Raw genomic sequence first — 23,285 nt, forward strand, 5'->3', positions numbered from 1 at the left:
ACGTGCCTGGTGGAGCAGGACATGTGCACAGAATTGCAAAGGATGAAGCCATAAAACAAATTCTACAATTAGCATACCAAAGGATGAAAGGATGTGAATGTGGAGGGGAAGAAGCACATACCAGTTGCTATGGTTGCTTGAGGAATTATCGAAATCAATTCTGTCATGACAAACTCGATAGAGGGAAGGTTATTAGCTTTTTAGAAGAGTACTTTAAATGAACATTAATATATCAGAACGGGCATGTATATAAAGTGATTAAAATATAAGATCATACTTCACTCATTAAAATTCTTTTAATTGAAATCCCAAATTTTAATAAATATCGTTAATTTCTTTATAAAAAATAAGTTTATTACTAAAAGAGTAATATTTTTTATTTAAAAAAATTCTAAAAAAGCCAACAAGTTATGAGAAAGGGAAGGGGATACCATTTTTAATATGTATAGACTATTTTTTAAAATACTATCTTTATTTAAATACTGATATTTTACTTCCAGCTTCAATATTCTTTAAAATCTTTATATCACTTATAATTTGACCAAAAACATTAACTTTACTTGCAGGTCTTATTTCATTATTCTTACTTATTGGAGTAGGTCCAAAAAAGATACAAAATGCATTTCCAGAAGGCCAATATCCTAAATCTCCTTTCTCAACAATTTCTTTAGCATCTTTTTCTAAATCCAAAATAACTGATATTGAAAAATAAATCTCATCTCCCCATGTGTTTACAATTCCTTCAATTGGAAGTGCTTTATAAATTGCATCTGCAGTTTTGGTATTATTTAATTTAGCTTCAACAATAATATTTCCTGACTTTATCTTTATTTTCTTTATCATAATTATCCAATTTTAAAAACAGAGTTGATAGGGAATTTTATAATTTTTAGCAATTCTTTTTATTTTTGTTAATAGTTCCTGTTTATATAAGTTTCTTTCATAATAGAAAAACTTGTAATAATCCAAAACTTCAGGAAATTTTTTTTCAATTAATCTTTTAACTTTCCCCCAAACTTTTGGATATGGATTCAAACTATCAATCAAAATATTACCAACTTTAGCTTTAACAGCTTCCTTAAAGATTTCATTGATTACATCTTCCTTATCTGAAAAGTAGGGTATGACTGGACCAAAAAATAGAAATGTATTTATATTTTGATTTGATAATTCAGATAATGCCCTGAAACGATTTTCAGTAGTTGAGCTTTTTGGTTCAAAGATTTTTCTAATTTTTTCATCCAAAATAGTTATAGTATAACCTACTTCAATATCTTTAATATTTTTTATAATATCTATATCTCTAAGTACTAAAGAAGACTTTGTTTGTATAGAAACTGGAAAATTAGAATTAATAAGTTCTTTTAAACAAGATCTTGTAATTTCATACTTTTCCTCTAAGGGTTGGTAAGGATCTGTAACTGTTCCTAAAAGTATAGTCCCCGGTTTCAATCTATTTAATTGTTTATGTAATACACCTGCAGCATTAATTTTTATATCCACAAAGTTTCCCCAGGGTTCTTTGTGACCGGAAAATCTTTTCATGAAGATTGCATAACAGTATATACAGTCATGCTCACAACCTGTATAAGGATTTAAAGCGTAATCTCCAACTGAAATTCCAGTTTTATTCAAAATTGATTTACAGAAAATTTCCTTAATTTTCATTACCCATTAAAAATATCTAATAGTTAATAACACTTATTTCAAACTATTTATTAATCAATTGTGATTAATTTATAGTTAATATTTCCAAGACCAATCTTATGACCATGTTCGAGTTGAACTTTCCAATTTACTTTATTTAAATCATAGAATTTATCTTTAGATTCTATTTTTTCCTTCAATTTTCCCAAAGGATTTATTGGAGCTTTGTTCACTAAATCAACACTTACTTTATCAATAGCTACCATATCCTTTGATGCTAAGATTCCTAAATCAGGAACTATTGATACATCGCTCCAATCACAACAATCGCAATCAGGAGTAATATTGATAAGAAAATTTACATAACCTACTTTAGCCTTTTTTGTTTTTAATACCCCATAAGCGTATTCTGTCATCTTTTTTTGAAATTCCTCAGTTTTTGTTTCCCACCTTGTTTTTATAGCAGAAGATTTGCATACAACTAAACAATCTCCACAACCTTTACACTTTTTCTCATCTATAGTTACTATTTTATTAATTAATGATATTGCATTGAATGAACATCTGTTAACACATAATACACAGCCCGTACATTTCTCTTTTATAATTTTAGGATAGACTCCAGAGTGTTGGTGAAACTTCCCTCTCTTTGATGCGCAACCCATGCCAACATTTTTAATTGCACCACCAAATCCTGTCATTTCATGACCCTTGAAATGAGATAAAACTATCAATGCATCAGCATTAAATATACTCGAACCTATATAAACTTCTTCTAATATCTCGCTATCTATTTTTACTGTTGAATAATCATCTCCAATAAGTCCATCAGCAACTATAAAAGGTGCTCCAATAGTTGAAAAAGAAAATCCATGTTTTACAGCTGAAATTGAATGATCAATTGCATTATGACGCAAATGAGCATAAAGAGTGGTAGTATCTGTTATAAAAGGTTTACCTCTTTTTTCTTTTATCATATCTACTATACTGCTTACAAAAGTTGGATTTAAAAATGAAGTATTTCCAGGTTCTCCTGCATGAATCTTTATTGCAACTAAATCATTTTTTTCAATACAATTTAAAATTTCCGATCTTTTAACTATTGTTTCTAACTTATCATAAAGATTTCTTTTATACCTCGCCCTTGCATCTGTATAATAAACTTGACTTTCCATTTAAACAGACCTCCTAAATTTAAACTTTTGTTTAAAATAATGTTAAGAAATCATAAATTTTATAAATATTTTTAAAATCAAGAAATTTTAACAACATATATCATCTCATGTATTTACAATCTATATATAAAAAAATAAGAAAATTTTTACAGATGTTAATTTTACAAAAAATATAACACAATCTCAGTACAATAAAAATTTATTTTATAATCTATTTTTCATTTCAATAATTGGAACTATATTTAAAACTTTGTAAAATTATTACTTAAAACTTGAAAGGGTAGTAAAAAACCTACATAATGTTAAAAGAAATAAAATGGGGGGAAATTAATTAAGTTTTTAATATGAGGAATTATAAAAAAGTTTGTTTAATTACACTTGGATGTCCCAAGAATGAGTATGATTCTGATTGCATTAGACACATCTTAGAGGAAAATGATTTTCTTATTACAAAAAATATTAAGAAAGCAGATGTTGTAATTATAAATACATGCTGTTTTATTGATCATGCCAAGGAAGAATCAATAGAAACTATTTTAGAGGTAGCACAACTAAAAGAAGAAAAGAGTTTTATACTAATTGTATTTGGTTGTATGCCACAAAGATATTACCAGGAATTATCTAAAGAGATACCTGAGGTTGATGGTTGGGTAGGTTTATCTAAAATGTCATCACTTCCTGATGTCATTTCAACAATATTAAATGATAAGTTACATTTAGATAAAAAATTTAAATATAAGAAGTGTCAGAAGAATTTAGTTGAAAAGCAGGATTTTATTTTCAAACCAATTTGTTTGGTTGAAAATGTAAATGGTTGGGTAAAGAAACAGCCAAAAAGAAAGTTTTATGGAGAATTACCATATACATATTTAAAAATAGCTGATGGATGTGATCATACTTGTACATTTTGTGATATACCTAATATAAAGGGAAAACATGAATCAAGAATACCAAAGGAAATTATTAAAGAAGCTAAAGAACTTGTTAATAATAATATAAAGGAGATAATTTTGATATCTCAGGATATTACTCAATATGGAAAAGATTTGGAAGAAAAGACTAATTTAGTAAGGTTACTGAATGATTTAATTAAAATTGATAATCTAAAGCGAATTAGATTAATGTATCTAAATCCTGGTGGTATTAATGATGATTTGATAAATTTGATATCAAAAAGTAAAAAACTATGCAAATATTTAGATATTCCAATTCAACATGTTAACAATAAAATTTTAAGAAAAATGGGAAGAAGAGGAAGTTATGATGAGTTTTTAAAACTTTTTTTAAAAATTAGGGAAAAGATACCTGAAATAGTATTTAGATGCTCAATTATTATTGGCTTTCCTTCTGAGACAGAAAGTGATTATGATTTACTTTGTAAATTTTTAAAAAAAGCGAAACTTGATTGGGTAGGATTTTTTAAATTTTCACCACAGGTAGGAACAAAAGCCTATTATTATAATAATAAAATAGATAAAAAAACAGTTGATAGAAGGTATAATGATATTGTACTTCTTCAGAATGAGATCTCAATGGAATTGCGAGAAAAATTAGTGGGAAAAACCTTGGAAGTTTTAATAGAACAATCATCTATCGAATTAAATAATTATTGGGAAGGAAGATCATATAGAGAAGCTCCAGAAATTGATGGTTTAATATTTGTAGAAAAAGATGGTGTAGTAGAAGGAGATTTAATTCCTATAAAAATAACCAACAGTCAATTCTTTGATCTTTATGGAAAAATTAATAAGCATTGAGGGTGATAAGATTGAATTTATCTAATAGATTAACTATTTTTAGGATATTAACAATTCCAATTTTTTTATTTTTTTTATTAACTAATTCGAGTAATTCAATTAGACAGACTCAATTTATTTGGGCTGCAACGATTATTTTTCTAATTTCTGCTATAACTGATATAGTTGATGGATATATTGCTAGAACAAAAAATGAAGAAACAGAATGGGGAAAACTAATGGATCCAATAGCTGATAAGATTTTAGTCTCCTCAGCGATTATTGCATTAGTCGAATTAGGAAGAATACCTTCATGGGTTGCAATAATTATTATTTTTAGGGAATTTTTAATATCAGGTTTAAGAGCAGTTGCAGCAACAAGAAATATAATCATCTCAGCTAGTATTTTAGGTAAAGCAAAAACAGTTATTCAAACAATTGCAATTTTAATAACAATTATAAATGTTTCAACCTCTGGAATTAGCTTTTTCCCAATATCATTTCTTGGAATTAAATTAGAATGGTATTTCTTAATAGTGGCAATAATAGTTACTTTAGCATCTGGATTAGATTATGTCTGGAGATTCGGAGCAACTTTAGCAAAATTAAGTGTTAAAGAAATAAGTAAAAATAAGTATAAAAATAAATAGAAAAGTTTTAAGAAATTTTGAGAAAAAAATGAATTTATCTTTACTATCTTTAGCTTCTATAGTTCAAGAATTAATGTTAAAAAAGGGATTAACTCTCTCAATAGCTGAATCCTGCACTGGGGGATTAATTTCCAGTATTTTGACTAAATTGCCAGAATGTTCAAAATATTTTAAAGGTTCAATTGTATGTTACTCTCACTATTCAAAAGAGAGTATTTTAAATATTAATAAGAATATATTAGAAAAATATGGAACAATAAGTTCAGAAGTAAGTTTAGAAATGGCAAAAAAAACAAAAGAGCTGTTTGATTCAGATATTGCTTTATCAGCCACAGGTGTTGCTGGACCATCAAGTGAGGAAAATAAACCAGTTGGGTTAGTTTATATTTCTTTATATTCTGATAATTTTTCGAAAACAAAAGAATTAAATCTAATGGGAACAAGAGAGGAGATCCAACTAAAAGCTACTCAGGCGGCACTTAATATGTTACGACTTTATTTATTAAAATAATTAAAAATATTAATTTTGGGGGTAAAATTGGATAAAATTAGAGCTTTTTTAGCTGCTCCAATATCTGATGAAGTCAGGGACTATTTGGAAAAAATTATTTTAAAAATGAAAAGAAAATCTATTGATTGGAGATGGGTTAACTATGAAAATCTTCATATCACATTAAAATTTTTAGGTTACTGTGATAATGAGCAAATCTTAGATATTCAAAGAACTATTTCAAAATGTATTAAAAATATACAGCCATTTTCATATGAATTAAGCGGTCTAGGAGCTTTTTCTAATGAGAGGAGTGCTCGAGTTCTCTGGGCTGGCATAAAAGATGAAGAAAAATATTTTATAAAAATTTATAAATTGCTTGAAAGAAATCTCGCAAAGAGAGGTTTTGAGAAGGAGAGGAGAAGTTATTCTCCTCATATAACTATTGCTCGATCTAAAAAAAGGCAAAATATTAACAATTTACTTTTAGAATTAAATTTAGAAAAATTTGGAAATCTTCCAGTACAACTCAATGATAGAATAACTCTTTATAAAAGTGTCTTGTCTCCTCAAGGAGCTTCTTATTACATAATTAAAGAATTTATTTTTCAAAATAAATAAAATTTAATGCAATATATTAATGATTAATACTGAGCTAATAACATGATGATATTCTTTTGATAATCTAAAAAAAATTTTTATATGAGATGAGATATAATTGGGAATATACAAGGCATCTAAAATATGCTGATTAAGATTTATAATTATTTTAAATGTAATAATTATAAGTATGTTTATTTATCTGATTTATTTGACTAATAAAGCTATTCCTGATATACTTTATGCAAATGTGCAATTATTTAAATTATGGAGGATAAATGGAGAAAGATAAAGCATTAGACATTGCAATGACTCAAATAGAAAGACGTTTTGGTAAGGGGTCAATTATGGTATTGGGAAGAGAAGGCCCTTTACAAGAAATAGAGGCAATCCCAACAGGATCATTAGCCCTTGACATTGCTTTAGGTATTGGAGGTGTTCCTAGAGGAAGAATAATAGAAATATATGGACCAGAGGGTTCAGGAAAAACCACATTAGCCTTACATATAATTGCAGAAGCTCAGAAAAAAGGAGGTACTGCTGTTTTTATAGATGCTGAACATGCTTTGGATCCTATATATGCAAGAAATTTAGGTGTAAATACAGATGAACTATTGTTGTCTCAGCCAGATACAGGTGAACAGGCGTTAGAAATTGCAGAAATGTTAATAAGAAGTGGTGCATTAGATGTCTTAGTGATAGATACAGTAGCATCATTAGTTCCAAGAGCTGAAATAGAAGGACAAATGGGTGATAGTCATATGGGACTTCAAGCAAGACTTATGTCACAAGCACTAAGGAAATTAGCTGGTACAATTAGTAAATCAAATACATGTGCTATTTTCATTAATCAGATTAGAGAGAAGATTGGAATAATTTTTGGTGACCCGGAAACAACACCAGGAGGTCGAGCATTAAAATTCTATTCAACGGTTAGAATGAGAATTAGTAGATCAGCAAACATAAAAGTCGGAACTGATATTATTGGAAGTAAAGTAAGAGTCAGAATTGTTAAAAATAAGGTTGCCCCGCCTTTTAGAAAAGTTGAATTTGATATTTTATATGGAAAAGGAATATCTAAAGAGGGATCTTTAATTGATTTAGGAATAGAAAAAGGGATAATAAGTAAAAGTGGAACATGGTATTCATTTGGTGAGGAACAAATAGGTCAGGGAAAGGAAAATACCAGACAATTTCTATTGGATAATCCTAAAATAGCAAAAGAAATTGAAAATAGAATTAGAGAAAAAGAGGGTTTGCTAAAAAAGAAAGAAGCTGAAGAGAAAAAAGAAGAGAAAGAAAAAGAAGAATAAAGCATTTACATATGAAACTTTTTAAAGATAGTAAAATTTATCGAGTCACTGAGATAAAGAAGTTAAAGGGGAGACAAAAATATAGAGTTCTTTATTTAGATGGTATAAAATCTGGTAATTTTTTTGAAGAATCATTATTTAAGTTTGATATCAAAGAAGACTCGTATTTAAGTGAAAAAGAATTAAATCAACTTCAAAAATTTCAGGATGAAAAAGAAGCAGAAAGAATTGCAATAAATTATCTGAGTTACAAACCAAGATCAATAAATGAGGTAAGAAGAAAATTGTGGAGTAAAAAAATATCAGATGCAATTATTGATATTACAATTGAAAAAATGAAGAGTTATAGTTATCTGGATGATGAAAAATATACATGTGGTTGGATAGAAGAGAGAATTAGAACAAGAGGTTTTTCCTCATCAAAAATTAAATCTGAACTATTTCTTAAGGGTATTTCTAAAGAAATAATTGAAAATAATTTAACAGAGATTTATACACCTGAACTCGAAATAAAAACAGCAAAAAGTCTAGCAAAAAAGCAGATAAGAAAGTATAAAGCTATGGACAAAAAAGTAATAAGAAGAAGAATTATTAATTTCCTTCTAAGAAAAGGTTATAATTATTCAACAATAGAATCAGTTCTTCCAGAAGTTATTGAAAATCTATTTAATTAAAATATAAAATTTGATATGATATAATCCTTGAAAATTTAATATTCGTTCCGAGTTATAACATCTAAAGATTTTATCTAAGATGTTTAACCACTAAGATAAGAGATTATCTTTAAGGGTCAAGGTTGGAAACAGATTGACCTCCCGTGTTTGGAAAGGAGCAAAAAAATAACACCAACCTCTTTTCTATACGAGGGGAAGGTGTTTTTTTATTTTTTCAGAATTCAATAAGATAATAAAAATTTTCAAATATAAAATTACATATATAAAAGCTAAATTATGAATTTTTAAAGATGAAAAATTTGTCAAAAAAGCTATTAGTAATTTTTACAGTATTTATATTTTTAATCATAAATATTGTTAGCTGTAACCAAAAAACAGCAATAAGGGAAAAAGAGATAATTTTAGCTACTACAACAAGTACATATGATTCAGGTCTTTTAGATGAATTAATTCCTGTATTTGAAAAAAAATATAAAATTTCTGTAAAACCTATTGCAGTTGGAACAGGAGAGGCACTTAGGATGGGGGAAAGGGGAGAAGTAGATATTGTTCTTGTTCACTCAAGATCAGCTGAAGATAAATTTTTAGAAGAAGGGTATGGTGTAAATCGTAAGGATGTTATGCATAATGATTTTGTAATAATTGGTCCCGAGGAAGATCCTGCAGAAATTAAAGGTAATGAAAATGTAACAGAAGCTTTTAAGAAAATAAGTGAAAAACAAATGTTATTTTTATCGAGGGGAGATGATTCTGGAACTCATAAAAAAGAAATAAAGATATGGGAAGAGGCAGGAATAGAACCCAAAGGTGACTGGTATTTGGAAGCAGGTCAGGGAATGGCAGGAACAATTATGATAGCTAATGAAAAAAATGCTTATACTTTATCAGATAGAGGAACATATCTTTCACTACAAAAAAATATACAATTAAAAATATTATTTGAAGGAGATCCTCTTCTTTTGAATCCATATGGCATAATTGCAGTAAATCCTGATAAGCATTCAAAAGTCAATTATGAAGGAGCAATGAGATTTATTGAATTCATAACTTCAAAAGACGGTCAGGAGATAATAAAAAATTTTGGTATTGAAAAATATGGACAACCATTATTTTTCCCAGATGTAATTAGATAGTTATATTGTAAAATTAATCTGATTAATTATTAATACAAAATTTTTCTCTATAGCTTAATAAGTGAAAGTAAATAAGAAATTTTTAAAGATTAAATATTTAAAAAAATAGGTTTTTAAGATGAACATTTTTGTTGAAGGAATGAAAGAAGCATTAAACCTGCTTATAGGATTAAATAGAGAGATTTTATCAATTGTATGGCTTTCTCTTTTAATATCAGGTTATGCAGTTTTAACCTCCTTACTTATAGGAATACCTTTAGGTGTAATATTGGGATTGACAAAATTTCCTGGAAGGAAATTATTAATATCTTTGGTGTTCACAGGGATGGGGTTTCCTCCTGTAGTTATTGGTTTATTTGTTGCACTATCCCTCTGGAGAAGTGGTCCTTTAGGTTTCTTGTCCCTTTTATATACACCAACTGCTATGATCATAGCACAGGTTATAATTGCTACTCCTTTAGTAACTGGTCTGACTCTCGCATCAATTCAACAGCTTAGTCATAAACTCAAACTTCAATGTCAATCTTTAGGCGCAAATAAATTTCAACTTTTCTGGACATTGGTTAAAGAAGCGAGAATTCCTGCCCTAGCTGCAATTATGGCTGGATTTGGATCAATAATATCTGAAGTGGGAGCTGCTATGATTGTTGGTGGAAATATTAAAGGGAAGACAAGAATCCTGACTACTTCTATTGTTTTGTTTACAAGAATGGGAGAATTTGAGAAAGCTATTGCAATATCAATAATACTTTTATTTTTAACATTTATTGCTAATTTAGCTCTTACTTATATACAACAAAGGGAGAAATTTTATTGGAAAAAGTATTAGAAGTAAAAAATTTAATACATAAATATAATAAAAATGTGATTTTGGACATTGAAGAGTTCGAATTGCTTAGAGGTGAAGTCCTGGTATTAGTTGGACCTAATGGAGCTGGTAAAAGTACATTTCTTAGAATCTTAAATCTATTGGAAAAACCTTCTCAGGGAAAAGTTAAAATATTTGGAATTGTTCCTACAAATAATAAACAAAAACATATTTTTAGAAGAAGAATGGCAATGGTTTTTCAAGAACCACTCCTTTTTAAATCTTCTGTTTATGATAATGTTTCATACGGTCTTAGAATAAGAAAAAAAAATAAAAATTCAATAAAAAATAAGGTTTTAAAAGCACTGGAAAAGCTTGAAATTTCTCATCTTATAAATAGACCAGCTGGAACACTTTCTGGTGGTGAAGCACAGCGTGTTTCACTTGCAAGAGCATTAGTTTTAGAACCCGAGATTCTATTATTAGATGAACCTTTTGCAGAATTAGATCAACCAACAAGGGAGGAATTAAGGCATAATTTATATAAAATAATTAGAAGAGAAAATCAGACAACATTACATGTTACTCATGATAGAAATGAAACTTTAGTTATTTCAGATAGTGTTGCTTTAATGAATAAAGGGAAGATTATTCAAAGAGGAAGAACAGAAGATGTTTTTAATAAACCAATTAATGAATTTGTAGCGAATTTCTTGGGAGTAGAAACTATTTTATATGGAAAAATTACAAGTAAGAGCGACGGACTTTGTATAGTAAATATTAATAATCAGAAATTGGAAGTTGTATCTGATTTAGAGAAAGGTGAAAATGTTATTGCTTGCATTCGTCCTGAAAATGTAACACTTTTGAAATATTCATTAAAAGCACCTATTACAAGTGCGAGAAATTCATTTGTTGCAACTATCAAAGATATCTCTTCCTATGGACTTGTTTATAGAGTTGTTATGGATTGTGGATTTAATTTGACATCATTTATAACAAAACAATCTTTAGATAGATTAAACTTAAAAATTGGAGAAAAAATTATAGCTAATATTAAAGCAACTTCTATTCATCTATTATCAAGAAAATAAAAAGATAAAAGATTTAAATAAAATGTTAGATCGATTTGGAAGAAGAATTGAATATTTAAGAATCTCTGTAACTGACAGATGTAATTTAAGATGTGTATATTGCATGCCAGAAAAGGGTATCTCTTCAATTGGTCATGAAGAAGTTCTTAGATATGAAGAACTAGTAAAAATAGTAAAAGTTGCTACTGAGGTAGGTATTAATAAAATTAGAATTACTGGTGGTGAACCACTAATAAGAAAAGATTTAGTGAATTTAATTAAGTTATTAAGAGAAATTAAAGAAATTAAAGACCTCTCTCTGACTACTAACGGAGTATTTTTAGAAAAATATATGGATGATTTAGTAAATGCAGGATTAAATAGAATAAACATTAGTATAGATTCGTTAAATCCAGAAATATATAAAAAAATAACTCGAAGAGGAAATCTTGATGATGTAACTAAAGGTTTAAAATATGCAATTGCTTCCTCAATTAGACCTATAAAAATAAATGTTGTAGTAATGAAAAATATAAATGATAATTTAGAAGATTTTGCAAAATTGTCAATGATAGAACCTGTTCATATAAGATTTATTGAATATATGCCGGTAACAGGTATAGAAAAAATAAGAGGGTTAACTGAAGAAGAAATGCTAAATGAGTTGAATAAATATGGAGAATTAATAAAAGCTAAAAATCCTTTAGGTTATGGACCAGCAACATATTATAAATATAAAAATGCTACTGGAACTATTGGTTTAATATGTTCAAATTCACATAACTTTTGTGATAAGTGCAATCGTTTGAGATTAACATCTGATGGTAAACTTAAACCATGTCTTTTTAGTAACAAAGAGGTAGATGTTAAAGTGTTAATAAGAAATAATGTTTCAGAAAATATCTTAATAGATGCATTTAAAAATGCAATTTACATTAAACCCCAAAAAAGAAAAGTAAATAAAAAAATTTATTATATGTATCATATAGGTGGATAATTAATAAAAAAATTCGTTAAAATAAAAAATGGAGATTTTATGAAAAAGATAAGTCATATTAATTCTGAAGGTAAAGCAAAGATGGTAGATGTTTCTACAAAACCTATAACACATAGAGTGGCTAAGGCACAAGGTAAGATATGGATGAGCAATGAGATGTTACACATGATTAAAGATCTTGAAATAAAAAAAGGTGATGTACTTGCAGTTGCAAAAATAGCAGGAATAATGGCAGCCAAAAAGACGCATGAGTTAATTCCACTTTGTCATCCATTATCGATAACAGATATAAAAATGGAATTTGAATTAAAAAGGAAAGATAAAAATTCTTATATAACCTGTTCTTCAGAGGTAAAGTGTGATGGAAAAACTGGTGCAGAGATGGAAACTCTAATTTCTACATCAATATCTCTATTAACTATTTATGATATGTGTAAAGGAATTGATAGAGATATGATAATTGGAGATATTAAGCTAATTGAAAAAAGTGGCGGAAAAAGTGGCAAATGGAAAAGAAAATAAATATATTTTTAACATTTTATTATTGTCACAACAAATATTAATTATTACTTAGTTTTTTTCTTGACTAAATAGATATATTAGGGTTAAAATAATACATGGCTTGAAAATATTAACTATTTTGAAAATTTAATTAAAATTTTAAAAAAATATAAATTTTGATAACACTCTTTATATATTTTCAAAATATAGTTAATAAAAAATCTCAGATAATATAATAAAATTTCTTAGGAATTTTTTATTACTTAATTAATTATAGATATAAATTGGGAAATGGTTTTTAGGAGATGGTTTATTTATAATGTTTTCTAATATTGTAGTTGATTTCAAAATCAAGTGTTCAAATCATATTTGTAATAGTATTAAAGCTTTACTAAAATTTTTATAAGACATCTTTTTTTAATTTATAGTTTTTAAGTAGTAAATATTAAATATTATTTAAAATAATTATATAATTAATATTTTTAAAAATAGAGAATTATTTCAAGCCGAGATTTACTCGGCTTTTTATATTTTGAAAGGAGGAAATAAAATTAATAGTCAATTATCAATTTATATTTTTATAGCGACTCTTGGGTTAGTTTTAGGAATAATAATTGGTTACTGGATTAGAAGATACTTATTTAAAGGTCGAAAAGAACAAGCAGAAAAGTCAGCGAAAGAAATAATAGAATTAGCAAAGAAAGAAGCAGAAGCTATTAAGAAGGAAAAGTTAGTTGAAGCGAAGGACGAGGTTTACAAAATTCGTTTGGAAGAAGAAGATAGATTGAGAAATCTAAGAAACGATTTGAGGAAATTAGAAAGTCGTATAGCCCATAGAGAAAGTATTATTGATAAAAAATCAATGAAGTTGGATAGAAGAATATCTATCATTGCAAGAACTGAAAAGGAAATTAATTTGCTCAAAGAAGAGTTAGAAAATAATTTACAGGAACAAAAAATTAGATTAGAGAATATTGCTGGTTTGTCTTCCGCTGATGCAAAAGCTCTTCTTATGAAGAGATTAGAAGAAGAAGCAAGATTTGATAGCGCTAAAAAAATAAGAGAGATAGAAGAAGAGGCAAAGGAAATAGCTGAAGGAAAAGCAAAGGAAATAATTTCAACTACAATTCAAAGATACGCAAATGATTATGTTTCAGAAACAACAGTCTCAGTAGTTCCACTTCCAAATGATGAAATGAAGGGAAGAATTATTGGAAGGGAAGGAAGAAATATCAGATCTTTCGAGCAATTAACAGGAGTAAATTTAATAGTAGATGATACACCTGAAGCAGTTATACTTTCATGCTTTAATCCCGTTAGAAGAGAAAAAGCAAGAATTGCATTAGAAGAATTGGTTGCTGATGGTAGAATTCACCCAGCAAAAATTGAAGAGATGTTTGAAAAAGCAAATAAAATTGTTGAGAATCAAATAAAAATTGCAGGTGAAAAAGCAGTTTTTGATGTTGGTATAGCTGGGTTAAACAAGGAACTTATTAAAATCTTAGGAGCATTGAAATATAGAACAAGTTTTGGTCAGAATGTACTTCAGCACTCTATGGAGGTTGCTCATTTTTCGGGAATTATGGCTTCAGAGTTGGGAATAAATGTTAAAAAAGCTAAGAGAGCTGGACTACTTCATGATATAGGAAAGGCAATTGATCATGAGGTAGAAGGTTCACACGCTGTTATTGGGGCTAAACTCGCAAAAAAGCTTCATGAGTCAAATGATATTGTATATGCAATTCATGCTCATCACGAAGATATAGAACAGCAGAATATTTTAGATGTGATAATTTCTGCTGCGGATACTATTTCGGGTGCAAGACCCAGTGCAAGAAGACAAACTTTAGAGGGTTATATCAAAAGATTAGAGAATCTTGAAAGTGTAGCAAAAGAATTTAAAGGTGTAGAAAAATGTTATGCAATTCAAGCTGGAAGGGAAATTAGAGTAATGGTTTATCCAGATTTAGTAGATGATGATCAATCTGCGAGAATAGCAAGAGAATTGGCTGCAAAAATTGAGGAGGAATTGGAATATCCAGGTCAAATCAAGGTAAATGTAATTAGAGAAAAAAGATCAGTTGAATATGCAAAATAATAGTTAAAGATATTTGTTTATATATACCATCTAAGCTTGGTGTTTATACAGTTTACTATTTATAAAATATAAATAGAATTAATATAATTAAATATAACAACATCTAAATCTAAGTAATATCTAAAAATATGGAAAGAGATATTGCTTCTCTTCCATATTTTTTTTCACCATTTTTTGATTGAAAACAAAAATGATATGGCATAGGCTATAATAGTATAACAGTATAGTTTAACTTTATTGTTATGTTGTATGAAAATAAAGAGGAGATTTAGGTTTATTATAGAATATATAATAAATGCACATCTAAATGCTAAATATTATCTCAAGATACAATAAAAACATAATAGAAAAAGTAAAAATAATTGAATACTAATTATTATCTTAAAAGTTTATAAATATATAATAGAAATAGAAAGTCGAAGAAATAATTATTATAGGAGGTAAAAATGGCTGAACTTTTAAAAGTATCAGCAAAGTCAAGACCAAATTTGGTAGCAGGAGCCATAGCAGGGGTTATGAGAGAAAGTGGGTTAGTAAGAATTCAAGTAATAGGGGCAGGAGCATTAAATCAAGCCATAAAAGCAGTTGCTATTGCAAGAGGATTTGTCTCACCAAGTGGAATAAATCTTGTATGTATACCATCATTTAAAGATATAATGATAAATGGAGAGGAAAGAACAGCTATTCTTCTCACAGTTGAGGATTATAGCAGGTTCCATGTATAATAAAAATATAACTCCTTTTAAATAAAACTAAATATTATTTTAAAAAGGATAGATAATAAAATATTCAGATTATATTATATCTGTTTTTTCCTATTTAATCACAAAGAAGCATCTTTCAAATAGTTATATTCCTTCCAAATTAATGTCATTTAATTGGGTCATCTTAACAACTCCTTTACATAATGATTTTTGAGGGTTTTTAATGACCCCTTCAAGTTTTTAAAGATATACTCTTACTCGCATCTATTTTTAAATAAACTTTTAAGGTATATTTATACCTTAGATCATAGATAATTTATGCCTTAAATATTTTTTATTATTTTGTGATGGTTTTATAATAATATATATAAAAAAGTTCTAAATTTATATTATAAAAGGTTAAATTTATTTGAATTATAAATGTGTTAATACATAAAAAAGTTGGGTATAAATGCAAAACATATTTTTTAAAGAAGGGTAGAAAATGCCAGCAGATTTACATATTCATAGCAATGTTTCAGATGGTATTCTAAGTCCCTCTGAAATCGTAAAAATTGCAAAAAAGACAGGGTTAAGTGCCATCTCTATTACTGATCATGATAGTATAAATGGATTGGAAGAAGCTATCAAGGAATCAAAAAAAAATGAGTTAAATTTTATTCCTGGGGTTGAGCTAAGTTCTGAGAGTGAGGAGTGGGATTTACATATTCTTGGTTATTTTGTTGACCATCATTCAAAGCAATTAAAAGAATTTTTAAAAGATCTTCAAAATAAAAGAGAATTAAGAGCAAAAAAGATAGTAAATAGACTTAAAAAAGCAGGAATAAAAATAGAATTTGAGCAAGTAGCAAAACAAAGTCACGGAGAATCAATAGGAAGACCTCATTTGGCAAGGACGTTGGTTGAACTTGGTTATGCAAATTCAGTTCAGGAAGCATTTAGACTTTTTTTAAGAAGAGAAAAACCTTACTATGTAAAAAAATATGTAATTTCTCCAGAGAAAGTTATAAAAGTATTAATAAATGCTAAAGCTGTTCCTGTTTTAGCACATCCTTTCTCTGATAATAATATTAGGTTTATACAACCATTAGTTAAAATAGGCTTAATGGGGATAGAAGTTTATCACCCTTCACATAGTAATTTTATAATAAATGAATTAATAAAAATAGCTGATAGTTACGGATTGATAAAAACAGGAGGAACAGACTTTCACGGAAACTATTCTATAGTAAACCCCGAAATTAAAATAAAAAATATAGGTGATATAACTGTTACTGATGATGTGGTTGAAAAACTTTATAAAAAAGCAAGTGAACTTAGGAAATAGAAAAGATGATGGAAAATAAGAAATTTTCAATAGTCACCTTTGGGTGTCAGATGAATAAATATGATTCGGAAAGAATTGCAGGACTTCTTCATAAATGTAAAGCTCAGTTTGAAGAGGACACACAATATGCAGATATAATTGTCTTTAATACCTGCACAGTTAGAGAAAGGGCTGATGATAGATTGTTTGGTCAATTGGGTAACCTCAAGGGATTAAAAGAAGAAAAACCTGATTTGATAATAGCAGTTGGTGGTTGCTTAGCTCAGAGTTACGGTGAAAAATTACTATTAAAATTTCCTCAAATTGATATTGTTTTTGGAACACATAATATTGAAAGATTTCCATACCTTCTCAAAAGAAGAATATTAACTGGCAATAGAGTTATTGAATTGAAAAATAAAAGTACTTATGATATTTCATGTCTTCCATCTTCCAGGGAAAAATCATTCTCAGCATGGGTTTCAATTATGCGTGGATGTAACAATTTTTGTTCATATTGCATAGTTCCATATGTTAGAGGGAGACAATCAAGCAGACCATCAAGTCAAATAATTAAAGAGGTTAATAATTTGGTTTCATTTGGAGTTATAGAAATAACCCTACTTGGTCAAAATGTAAATTCATATGGGAAGGATTTAGCAGATGATTTAAATTTTCCGAAATTATTAAAAAGTTTGAGTGAAATTTCTGGATTAAAAAGAATAAGGTTCACAACATCTCATCCAAAAGATTTTAACAGTGAAACTATAAAAGTGGTAGTAGAATCTGAGAGTTTATGCAATCATTTTCACCTTCCATTACAAGCAGGATCTAACAAGGTATTAAAAGATATGAATAGAGGTTATAGAAAGGACGAGTATTTAAGACTAATTGAAGAGATATACAACATGACTCCAGATGCTAGTATAACGACTGATATAATGGTTGGTTTTCCAACAGAAACCGAGGAAGATTTTCTTGAAACATTGGATGTAGTAGAAAAGGTAAAATTTGATAATGCTTTTACTTTTATATATTCACCAAGACCAGGAACTAAAGCTATAAAATTTAATAATAATTTTTCACATAAAGAAAAAATGAATCGTTTTAATAGATTGTTAGAAAAACAAACTGCCATAAGTCTGATGAAAAATGATCAATTAATTGGTAAAAGTTTTGATGTTTTAGTGGAGGATTTCTCAAAAAAAGATAAAGAAATGCTTATGGGTAGAACAAAAACAAATAAGATTATTAATTTTAAAGGTGATTCAAATCTAATTGGTAGAATAGTTTATGTAGATATAATATCTGCAAAAGCTCATTACTTAATTGGAAAATTAAAGTTATAAAGAGGTAATTAAATGTCAAGTATAGCTTTAGGAATAATAGCACCTCATCCACCAATCATAGTTCCACCAATTGGAAGCGAGTATGATCTTAAACAAGTAGAAAAAACTATTTCAGCTCTAAAAAAAGTAAATAAAGACATTAAACAGATAAATCCTGAAATTTTAATCACTATTTCTCCTCATAGTCCAGTATATCGTGATGCATATGCAATAAGAGTACAAAATATATTAATGGGAAGCTTATCAAATTTTGGTTATCAGCAAATATCAATTCAAATGAAAAATGATGCTACATTTATTGAATCACTAATCAAGAATATGAATAAGAATTCAATAAAGGCGATAAAAATAGATGAAAATGAAGAATTTTTTTATGGTCAAAATGAATTGGATCATGGGGTAATAGTTCCTCTTTATTACCTAACTGATGAAGATAAATACAATTTGATTAGTCTCTCAATATCTTTTCTAAATTATCAAAATCATTATAACTTTGGAAAAGTAATAAATAAAACTGTTGAAGAAACTGGAAAAACTGCTGTTTTTATTGCCAGTGGAGATTTGTCTCATAGACTAAAACCTGGAGCACCAGCTGGTTTTCATCCAGAAGGTGAGAAATTTGATAAGAAGATAGTTGAGATAATAAATAGTTCAAGGTTTGAAGAACTATTCCAATTAGACGATAAGTTAATTTATAATGCTGGAGAATGTGGGTTACGTTCAATATTTGTGCTTGCAGGCTGTTTTGATGGAAAAGATGTAGAATCCAAAGTATTATCATATGAAGGTCCATTTGGTGTAGGCTACATGGTAGCAGAAATTATACCTATTCAATAATAATACTTATTTATTTTTGGTCACCCTGAGTGCAACGAGGGTTCTCGGATTTTAATGAGATTCTTCACCACTGAAGTTTATCCTGAGAGAGATTTAATTTGTCATTGTAAAAAAAATTTACAAGAGGAGAAAATGGATAAATATGTAGAACTTGCAAAGAAAGCTGTTGAAAAATATATAAAAGTGGGTAAAGTTCTATCACATAAAAACATTCTTGAAGAATTTACTAAAGAGAAAGCTGGGGTTTTTGTATCTATAAAAAAGAAAGGTGAACTGAGGGGTTGTATTGGAACTATTTATCCAACAAAGAATAACGTAGTTGAGGAAATCATTTCTAATGCAATATCATCTTCTACAAGAGATCCTCGTTTTTTTCCTGTTGAAAGGGAAGAGTTGAAGCTTTTAACTTATAGTGTGGATATTTTAAGTGAACCTGAAAAAATAGAGAAAATGTCACGGCTTAATCCCAAAAAATATGGTGTCGTAGTTAAATCGGGACATAAAACTGGATTATTACTACCAGATCTTGAAGGAGTAGATACACCAGAAATGCAAGTTAATATTGCAAAAAGTAAAGCTGGTATATTTCCTGATGAAGAATTTGAGATATATCGTTTCACGGTTACTCGTTACAAATGAAGCATTTATATGGTGTTTTATCAGAAAATAAGAGAATTTAAAGTAAAGATTACTTTATAAATTTCTTACAAAAATATATATTATTAATTTAAATTTTTCAGAACTTTATTAAATGAAAATAATTGCAAAAGGAAATAAAAAAAAGAGAGTAATAGCACTTGTTGGTCCTACTAGTATTGGTAAAACAAAAATATCAATTGAAGTTTCAAAGAAGATAAGCGCTGAAATAGTTTCCGCAGATTCAATACAGGTATATATTGGAATGGATATTGGTACCGCAAAACCGACAATTGAGCAGAGAAAAGAAATTACTCATCATATGATTGATATTTGTCCTCCAGATCACATAATGACTGTTGCTGAATTCCAAAGATCGGCAAGAAAATGTATTGATGATATTTCAAATAGAGAAAAAATTCCATTTTTAGTTGGTGGTTCTGGATTATATATTAGATCAGTAATTGATGATTTGCATTTTGCGGATAATATATTTAATAAAAGGGAGAGAAACAAATTAAAAAATAGGATAGAAACTGAAGGATTAAAATCGTTGTACATGGAATTGATTAAAGTGGATGAAGAATATTCAAAAAAAATTAGCTCTAACGATATAAGAAGAATAATTAGAGCATTAGAAGTGTATTATACATCTGGTAAAAAATTCTCATCTTTTCAAAAACAGTGGAAAGAAAGAAAGTCCATTTATGATTTAACCTTGATTGGTTTAAATAAAAATAGAGATGAACTATATAATGATATCGAAAAAAGAGTAGATAATATGATCAGTTCAGGACTTTTTGATGAGGTTGAGGGATTAATAAAAAAGGGATATGGAAACAGTCTGGCTTTAAAACAGGCAATAGGTTATAAAGAAGTTCTCTCCTTTTTTAATGATGAATTAACAAAAAAAGAAGTTATAAACCTCATAAAGAAAAATACAAGAAATTTCGCAAAAAGACAATTAACATGGTTAAGGGCTGATCCGAGAGTAAATTGGATTTTTATCAAAAAGAATAAGAAATTTGATAGTATAATTAAGAAAATAATTGAAATTATATTTTAAAACAATAATTGTTTAAACAATTAAAATAGAATAATCATTTTATCAGGTAATTATTATAAGGGGTGTAAAAATTGAAATTTACAAAGATGCATGCATTGGGTAATGATTTTATTATTGTTAATTCATTATTTGAAGAAAATGATATTCCACCTCATCTTATAAAAAATATCTGCAAGAGATGTTATGGAATTGGTGCAAATGGTGTAGTTGTTCTACTACCTTCTGATAAAGCAGATTTTAGAGTAACTATATATAATGCTGATGGCTCAGAAGCTGAAATAAGCGGAAATGGTATTAGATGTTTGGGTAGATACATATCTGACCTGGGATTAATGCAAAAGAAAAAATTTAACATAGAAACCTTGGCTGGAATAAGAGAGATAATAATCAAAAAAGGAGAAGGTATAATTAATAAGATCAGTGTGAACATGGGAACACCAGAATTTAAAAGGGAAAAGATTCCTATAAGAGGGAAGGATGGAGACCCATTAAATGAAGAAATCTTTATAGGGGATAAACAAAAGATTTTTGCTTCTTGTCTCTCTATTGGTAATCCCCATTGTGTAATTTTTGTGGATGATATAGATAAAGCTCCGGTAAAAAAATTAGGTCCAATTTTGGAGAAACATAAACTTTTCCCAAATAATACAAATATTGAATTTGTAGAAGTGAAAAATAAAAAAGAGATTTATATTAGAATATGGGAGAGGGGAGTAGGGGAGACAGAATCTTGTGGAACTGGAGCTTGTGCAGCAGCTGTTGCATCAGTTTTAAAAAATAAAACTGAACGAAAATTAGATGTATATCTTTTAGGTGGAAAATTAGAAATTTTGTGGCGTGAGAAAGATAACAATATCATCTTAACAGGTGCTGTAGATTATGTGTATAAAGGTAGACTTTCAGATAGCTGGCTTTTGTCGCAATATGATAGGGATTAAATAGTAAAAATAGTATTAAGTAATATAAGTTATTTATAAATTAAAATTATAAGTTTTAATTCTTGTATTTTTTTGAAAAATAACTAATTGGAGAAAGATTAAATATTAAAAAATCAACAGAAAATACAACAAAAATAACCACTATAGAACCACGCGAAAAAGCCATTTTGGTAGGCATTAAACTTCCACATCAAACATTATACCAAGTTGAGGAATCATTGAAAGAACTTGCTAATTTAGCAATCACATCAGGTGCAGAAGTGGCTGGAGAAGTAGTTCAGATAAGAGATTCATTTGACCCAAGGTATTTAATAGGTCTTGGCAAAGTTAATGAATTATCAGAAATGGTTAATTCGCTTAATTCAAATACTGTTATTTTTGATGATGAGCTTACATCTTCTCAACAGGATAAACTGAATAAGAAGATAGGTGTAAAGGTGATTGATAGAACAGCTTTAATATTAGATATATTTGCACAACATGCACATAGCTATGAAGGTAAACTACAGGTTGAGTTAGCTCAAATGAACTATTTACTTCCAAGACTTAAGGGAAGAGGAATAGAAATGTCAAGATTAGGAGGAGGAATAGGGACAAGAGGACCTGGTGAAACAAAATTGGAAGTGGATAGAAGAAAAATTCAGAAGAGAATTCGTTTATTGAAAAAAGAGATAGAGCAATTAAAAGTTCATAGAAATGTTCAGAGACAGAAGAGAAAAGGAAAAAGAATACCATTAGTATCATTAGTCGGATATACAAATTCAGGAAAATCAACACTGTTAAATTTCTTATGTGATAGTAATGTTGAAGTTAACAAAAAGTTATTTGTAACCTTAGACACAACAATTAGAAGGAGAGAAGTAGATGGTGGAAGAGTGCTGTTATTTTCCGATACTGTGGGTTTCATTAAAAAATTACCTCATCAACTTATTGCTGCTTTTAGATCTACTCTCGAGGATGTTAAGCAATCAGATATACTACTTCATATTATTGATTCATATCATCCAAACATGGAAGAGCAGATAGAAGCAGTTAATAAAGTTCTGGTTGATATTGGAGCTAATGAAAACATTATACTTATGGTTTTTAATAAAATAGATCTCCTTTCAGGGTTAGAAATAAATAGATTAAAAGAAAGATACCAGGATGGAGTTTTTATATCTGCATTAAAGGGTAATGGAATAGATGTTCTGATTAAAAGGCTGATAAAAGTTATCGATAGAAATACAGTTGAGGTGATACTATCAATCCCTTATAAAAATACTAATATCCTTTCATATCTTCACGAATTAGGTAAGGTAAGAGAAAAAACTTATTTGGAAAATTCTATTGAAGTAAGAGTACTCATACCAAAACATGCTCTACAAAGAGTTGAATGTTTCAAAATAGATAAAGCAGTGAAATCATAATCTATATCTTCCTTATTAATGCGATTACTTTTCCCAATATTTTAACATTGGATAATATTATTGGTTCCATAAGATCGTTTTCTGGTTGTAAGCGTATTTTACCATCCTCTTTAAAGAATCTTTTTACTGTAGCTTCATCTTCTAC

At 28.3% G+C, this 23,285-nt stretch carries 24 protein-coding genes and 1 riboswitch; of the genes, 21 read left to right on the forward strand and 3 right to left on the reverse strand.

The genetic code is table 11. The features are described from left to right. Positions 1-221 (forward strand): DUF1998 domain-containing protein (locus tag KKC53_00355; protein ID MBU2597625.1); only part of this gene is annotated, 221 nt, incomplete at its 5' end. Between the two features lie 250 nt (positions 222-471). On the opposite strand, the gene KKC53_00360 is transcribed toward KKC53_00355, so the two are convergent. From KKC53_00360 to KKC53_00370, 3 genes are read right to left on the reverse strand one after another with little or no spacing between them, the layout of a single operon-like run. After that, entirely contained in the window at positions 472-843 is a 372-nt protein-coding gene (locus tag KKC53_00360; GenBank protein ID MBU2597626.1) for a hypothetical protein, read from the reverse strand. A gap of 12 nt (positions 844-855) precedes the next feature. Continuing rightward, the gene (locus tag KKC53_00365) at positions 856-1,668 is read right to left on the reverse strand and encodes a radical SAM protein (protein ID MBU2597627.1); all 813 of its coding nucleotides are present in this window, start codon (positions 1,666-1,668) and stop codon (positions 856-858) included. A gap of 50 nt (positions 1,669-1,718) precedes the next feature. Next, positions 1,719-2,822 carry a DUF362 domain-containing protein gene (locus KKC53_00370; protein MBU2597628.1) on the reverse strand — a complete coding sequence of 368 codons (1,104 nt, stop codon included), beginning with the start codon at positions 2,820-2,822 and terminating at the stop codon, positions 1,719-1,721. A 344-nt stretch (positions 2,823-3,166) separates the two neighbouring features. Between KKC53_00370 and rimO the strand changes: the two genes are divergently transcribed. From rimO to hflX, 20 genes are all read left to right on the forward strand, one after another. Next, positions 3,167-4,579, forward strand: coding sequence for a 30S ribosomal protein S12 methylthiotransferase RimO (gene rimO / locus KKC53_00375; protein MBU2597629.1), 1,413 nt, complete (start codon positions 3,167-3,169; stop codon positions 4,577-4,579). Between the two features lie 11 nt (positions 4,580-4,590). Then, positions 4,591-5,208: a CDP-diacylglycerol--glycerol-3-phosphate 3-phosphatidyltransferase gene (pgsA, locus tag KKC53_00380; GenBank protein ID MBU2597630.1), complete on the forward strand. Its 618-nt coding sequence runs from the start codon at positions 4,591-4,593 to the stop codon at positions 5,206-5,208. Between the two features lie 28 nt (positions 5,209-5,236). Then, a complete protein-coding gene (locus tag KKC53_00385) occupies positions 5,237-5,719 on the forward strand; it encodes a CinA family protein (GenBank protein MBU2597631.1) in 483 nt (160 codons plus the stop codon). Positions 5,720-5,746: 27 nt separating this feature from the next. Then, positions 5,747-6,319, forward strand: a complete 573-nt coding sequence (gene thpR, locus KKC53_00390) for an RNA 2',3'-cyclic phosphodiesterase (protein MBU2597632.1) — start codon at positions 5,747-5,749, stop codon at positions 6,317-6,319. 257 nt (positions 6,320-6,576) lie between these two features. Next, positions 6,577-7,611 carry a recombinase RecA gene (recA, locus tag KKC53_00395; protein MBU2597633.1) on the forward strand — a complete coding sequence of 345 codons (1,035 nt, stop codon included), beginning with the start codon at positions 6,577-6,579 and terminating at the stop codon, positions 7,609-7,611. Positions 7,612-7,622: 11 nt separating this feature from the next. After that, positions 7,623-8,285, forward strand: coding sequence for a RecX family transcriptional regulator (locus KKC53_00400; protein ID MBU2597634.1), 663 nt, complete (start codon positions 7,623-7,625; stop codon positions 8,283-8,285). A gap of 33 nt (positions 8,286-8,318) precedes the next feature. Continuing rightward, positions 8,319-8,459: riboswitch (molybdenum cofactor riboswitch) on the forward strand. Positions 8,460-8,575: 116 nt separating this feature from the next. Beyond that, a complete protein-coding gene (locus KKC53_00405) occupies positions 8,576-9,418 on the forward strand; it encodes a substrate-binding domain-containing protein (GenBank protein MBU2597635.1) in 843 nt (280 codons plus the stop codon). Between the two features lie 118 nt (positions 9,419-9,536). Then, complete coding sequence (locus tag KKC53_00410; protein ID MBU2597636.1) at positions 9,537-10,247, forward strand: ABC transporter permease; 711 nt, start codon at positions 9,537-9,539, stop codon at positions 10,245-10,247. After that, positions 10,232-11,320 carry an ABC transporter ATP-binding protein gene (locus KKC53_00415; GenBank protein MBU2597637.1) on the forward strand — a complete coding sequence of 363 codons (1,089 nt, stop codon included), beginning with the start codon at positions 10,232-10,234 and terminating at the stop codon, positions 11,318-11,320. Before KKC53_00410 ends, KKC53_00415 begins: the two co-directional genes overlap by 16 nt. A gap of 22 nt (positions 11,321-11,342) precedes the next feature. Beyond that, positions 11,343-12,296, forward strand: coding sequence for a GTP 3',8-cyclase MoaA (gene moaA / locus KKC53_00420; GenBank protein MBU2597638.1), 954 nt, complete (start codon positions 11,343-11,345; stop codon positions 12,294-12,296). Positions 12,297-12,335: 39 nt separating this feature from the next. Next, positions 12,336-12,818: a cyclic pyranopterin monophosphate synthase MoaC gene (gene moaC, locus KKC53_00425; GenBank protein ID MBU2597639.1), complete on the forward strand. Its 483-nt coding sequence runs from the start codon at positions 12,336-12,338 to the stop codon at positions 12,816-12,818. Between the two features lie 529 nt (positions 12,819-13,347). Continuing rightward, on the forward strand, positions 13,348-14,895 hold the full coding sequence (gene rny / locus KKC53_00430) for a ribonuclease Y (protein ID MBU2597640.1): 1,548 nt from the start codon (positions 13,348-13,350) through the stop codon (positions 14,893-14,895). Positions 14,896-15,341: 446 nt separating this feature from the next. Further along, positions 15,342-15,620, forward strand: coding sequence for a stage V sporulation protein S (locus KKC53_00435; GenBank protein MBU2597641.1), 279 nt, complete (start codon positions 15,342-15,344; stop codon positions 15,618-15,620). A gap of 463 nt (positions 15,621-16,083) precedes the next feature. Continuing rightward, positions 16,084-16,926 carry a PHP domain-containing protein gene (locus tag KKC53_00440; protein ID MBU2597642.1) on the forward strand — a complete coding sequence of 281 codons (843 nt, stop codon included), beginning with the start codon at positions 16,084-16,086 and terminating at the stop codon, positions 16,924-16,926. Between the two features lie 5 nt (positions 16,927-16,931). Then, the gene (miaB, locus tag KKC53_00445; GenBank protein MBU2597643.1) at positions 16,932-18,254 is read left to right on the forward strand and encodes a tRNA (N6-isopentenyl adenosine(37)-C2)-methylthiotransferase MiaB; all 1,323 of its coding nucleotides are present in this window, start codon (positions 16,932-16,934) and stop codon (positions 18,252-18,254) included. Between the two features lie 12 nt (positions 18,255-18,266). Further along, positions 18,267-19,091 (forward strand): AmmeMemoRadiSam system protein B, encoded by an 825-nt coding sequence (gene amrB / locus KKC53_00450; GenBank protein MBU2597644.1) that lies wholly within the window; start codon positions 18,267-18,269, stop codon positions 19,089-19,091. A 54-nt stretch (positions 19,092-19,145) separates the two neighbouring features. Beyond that, positions 19,146-19,730 carry an AmmeMemoRadiSam system protein A gene (amrA, locus tag KKC53_00455; protein ID MBU2597645.1) on the forward strand — a complete coding sequence of 195 codons (585 nt, stop codon included), beginning with the start codon at positions 19,146-19,148 and terminating at the stop codon, positions 19,728-19,730. A gap of 112 nt (positions 19,731-19,842) precedes the next feature. Further along, positions 19,843-20,793: a tRNA (adenosine(37)-N6)-dimethylallyltransferase MiaA gene (gene miaA, locus KKC53_00460; GenBank protein MBU2597646.1), complete on the forward strand. Its 951-nt coding sequence runs from the start codon at positions 19,843-19,845 to the stop codon at positions 20,791-20,793. Positions 20,794-20,864: 71 nt separating this feature from the next. Beyond that, a complete protein-coding gene (dapF, locus tag KKC53_00465; GenBank protein MBU2597647.1) occupies positions 20,865-21,731 on the forward strand; it encodes a diaminopimelate epimerase in 867 nt (288 codons plus the stop codon). A gap of 143 nt (positions 21,732-21,874) precedes the next feature. Next, entirely contained in the window at positions 21,875-23,140 is a 1,266-nt protein-coding gene (gene hflX, locus KKC53_00470; GenBank protein ID MBU2597648.1) for a GTPase HflX, read from the forward strand. Positions 23,141-23,285: the final 145 nt, after the last annotated feature.

The sequence above is a fragment of the Actinomycetota bacterium genome (assembly GCA_018830725.1).
Classification (GTDB): Bacteria; Actinomycetota; Humimicrobiia; order JAHJRV01; family JAHJRV01; genus JAHJRV01.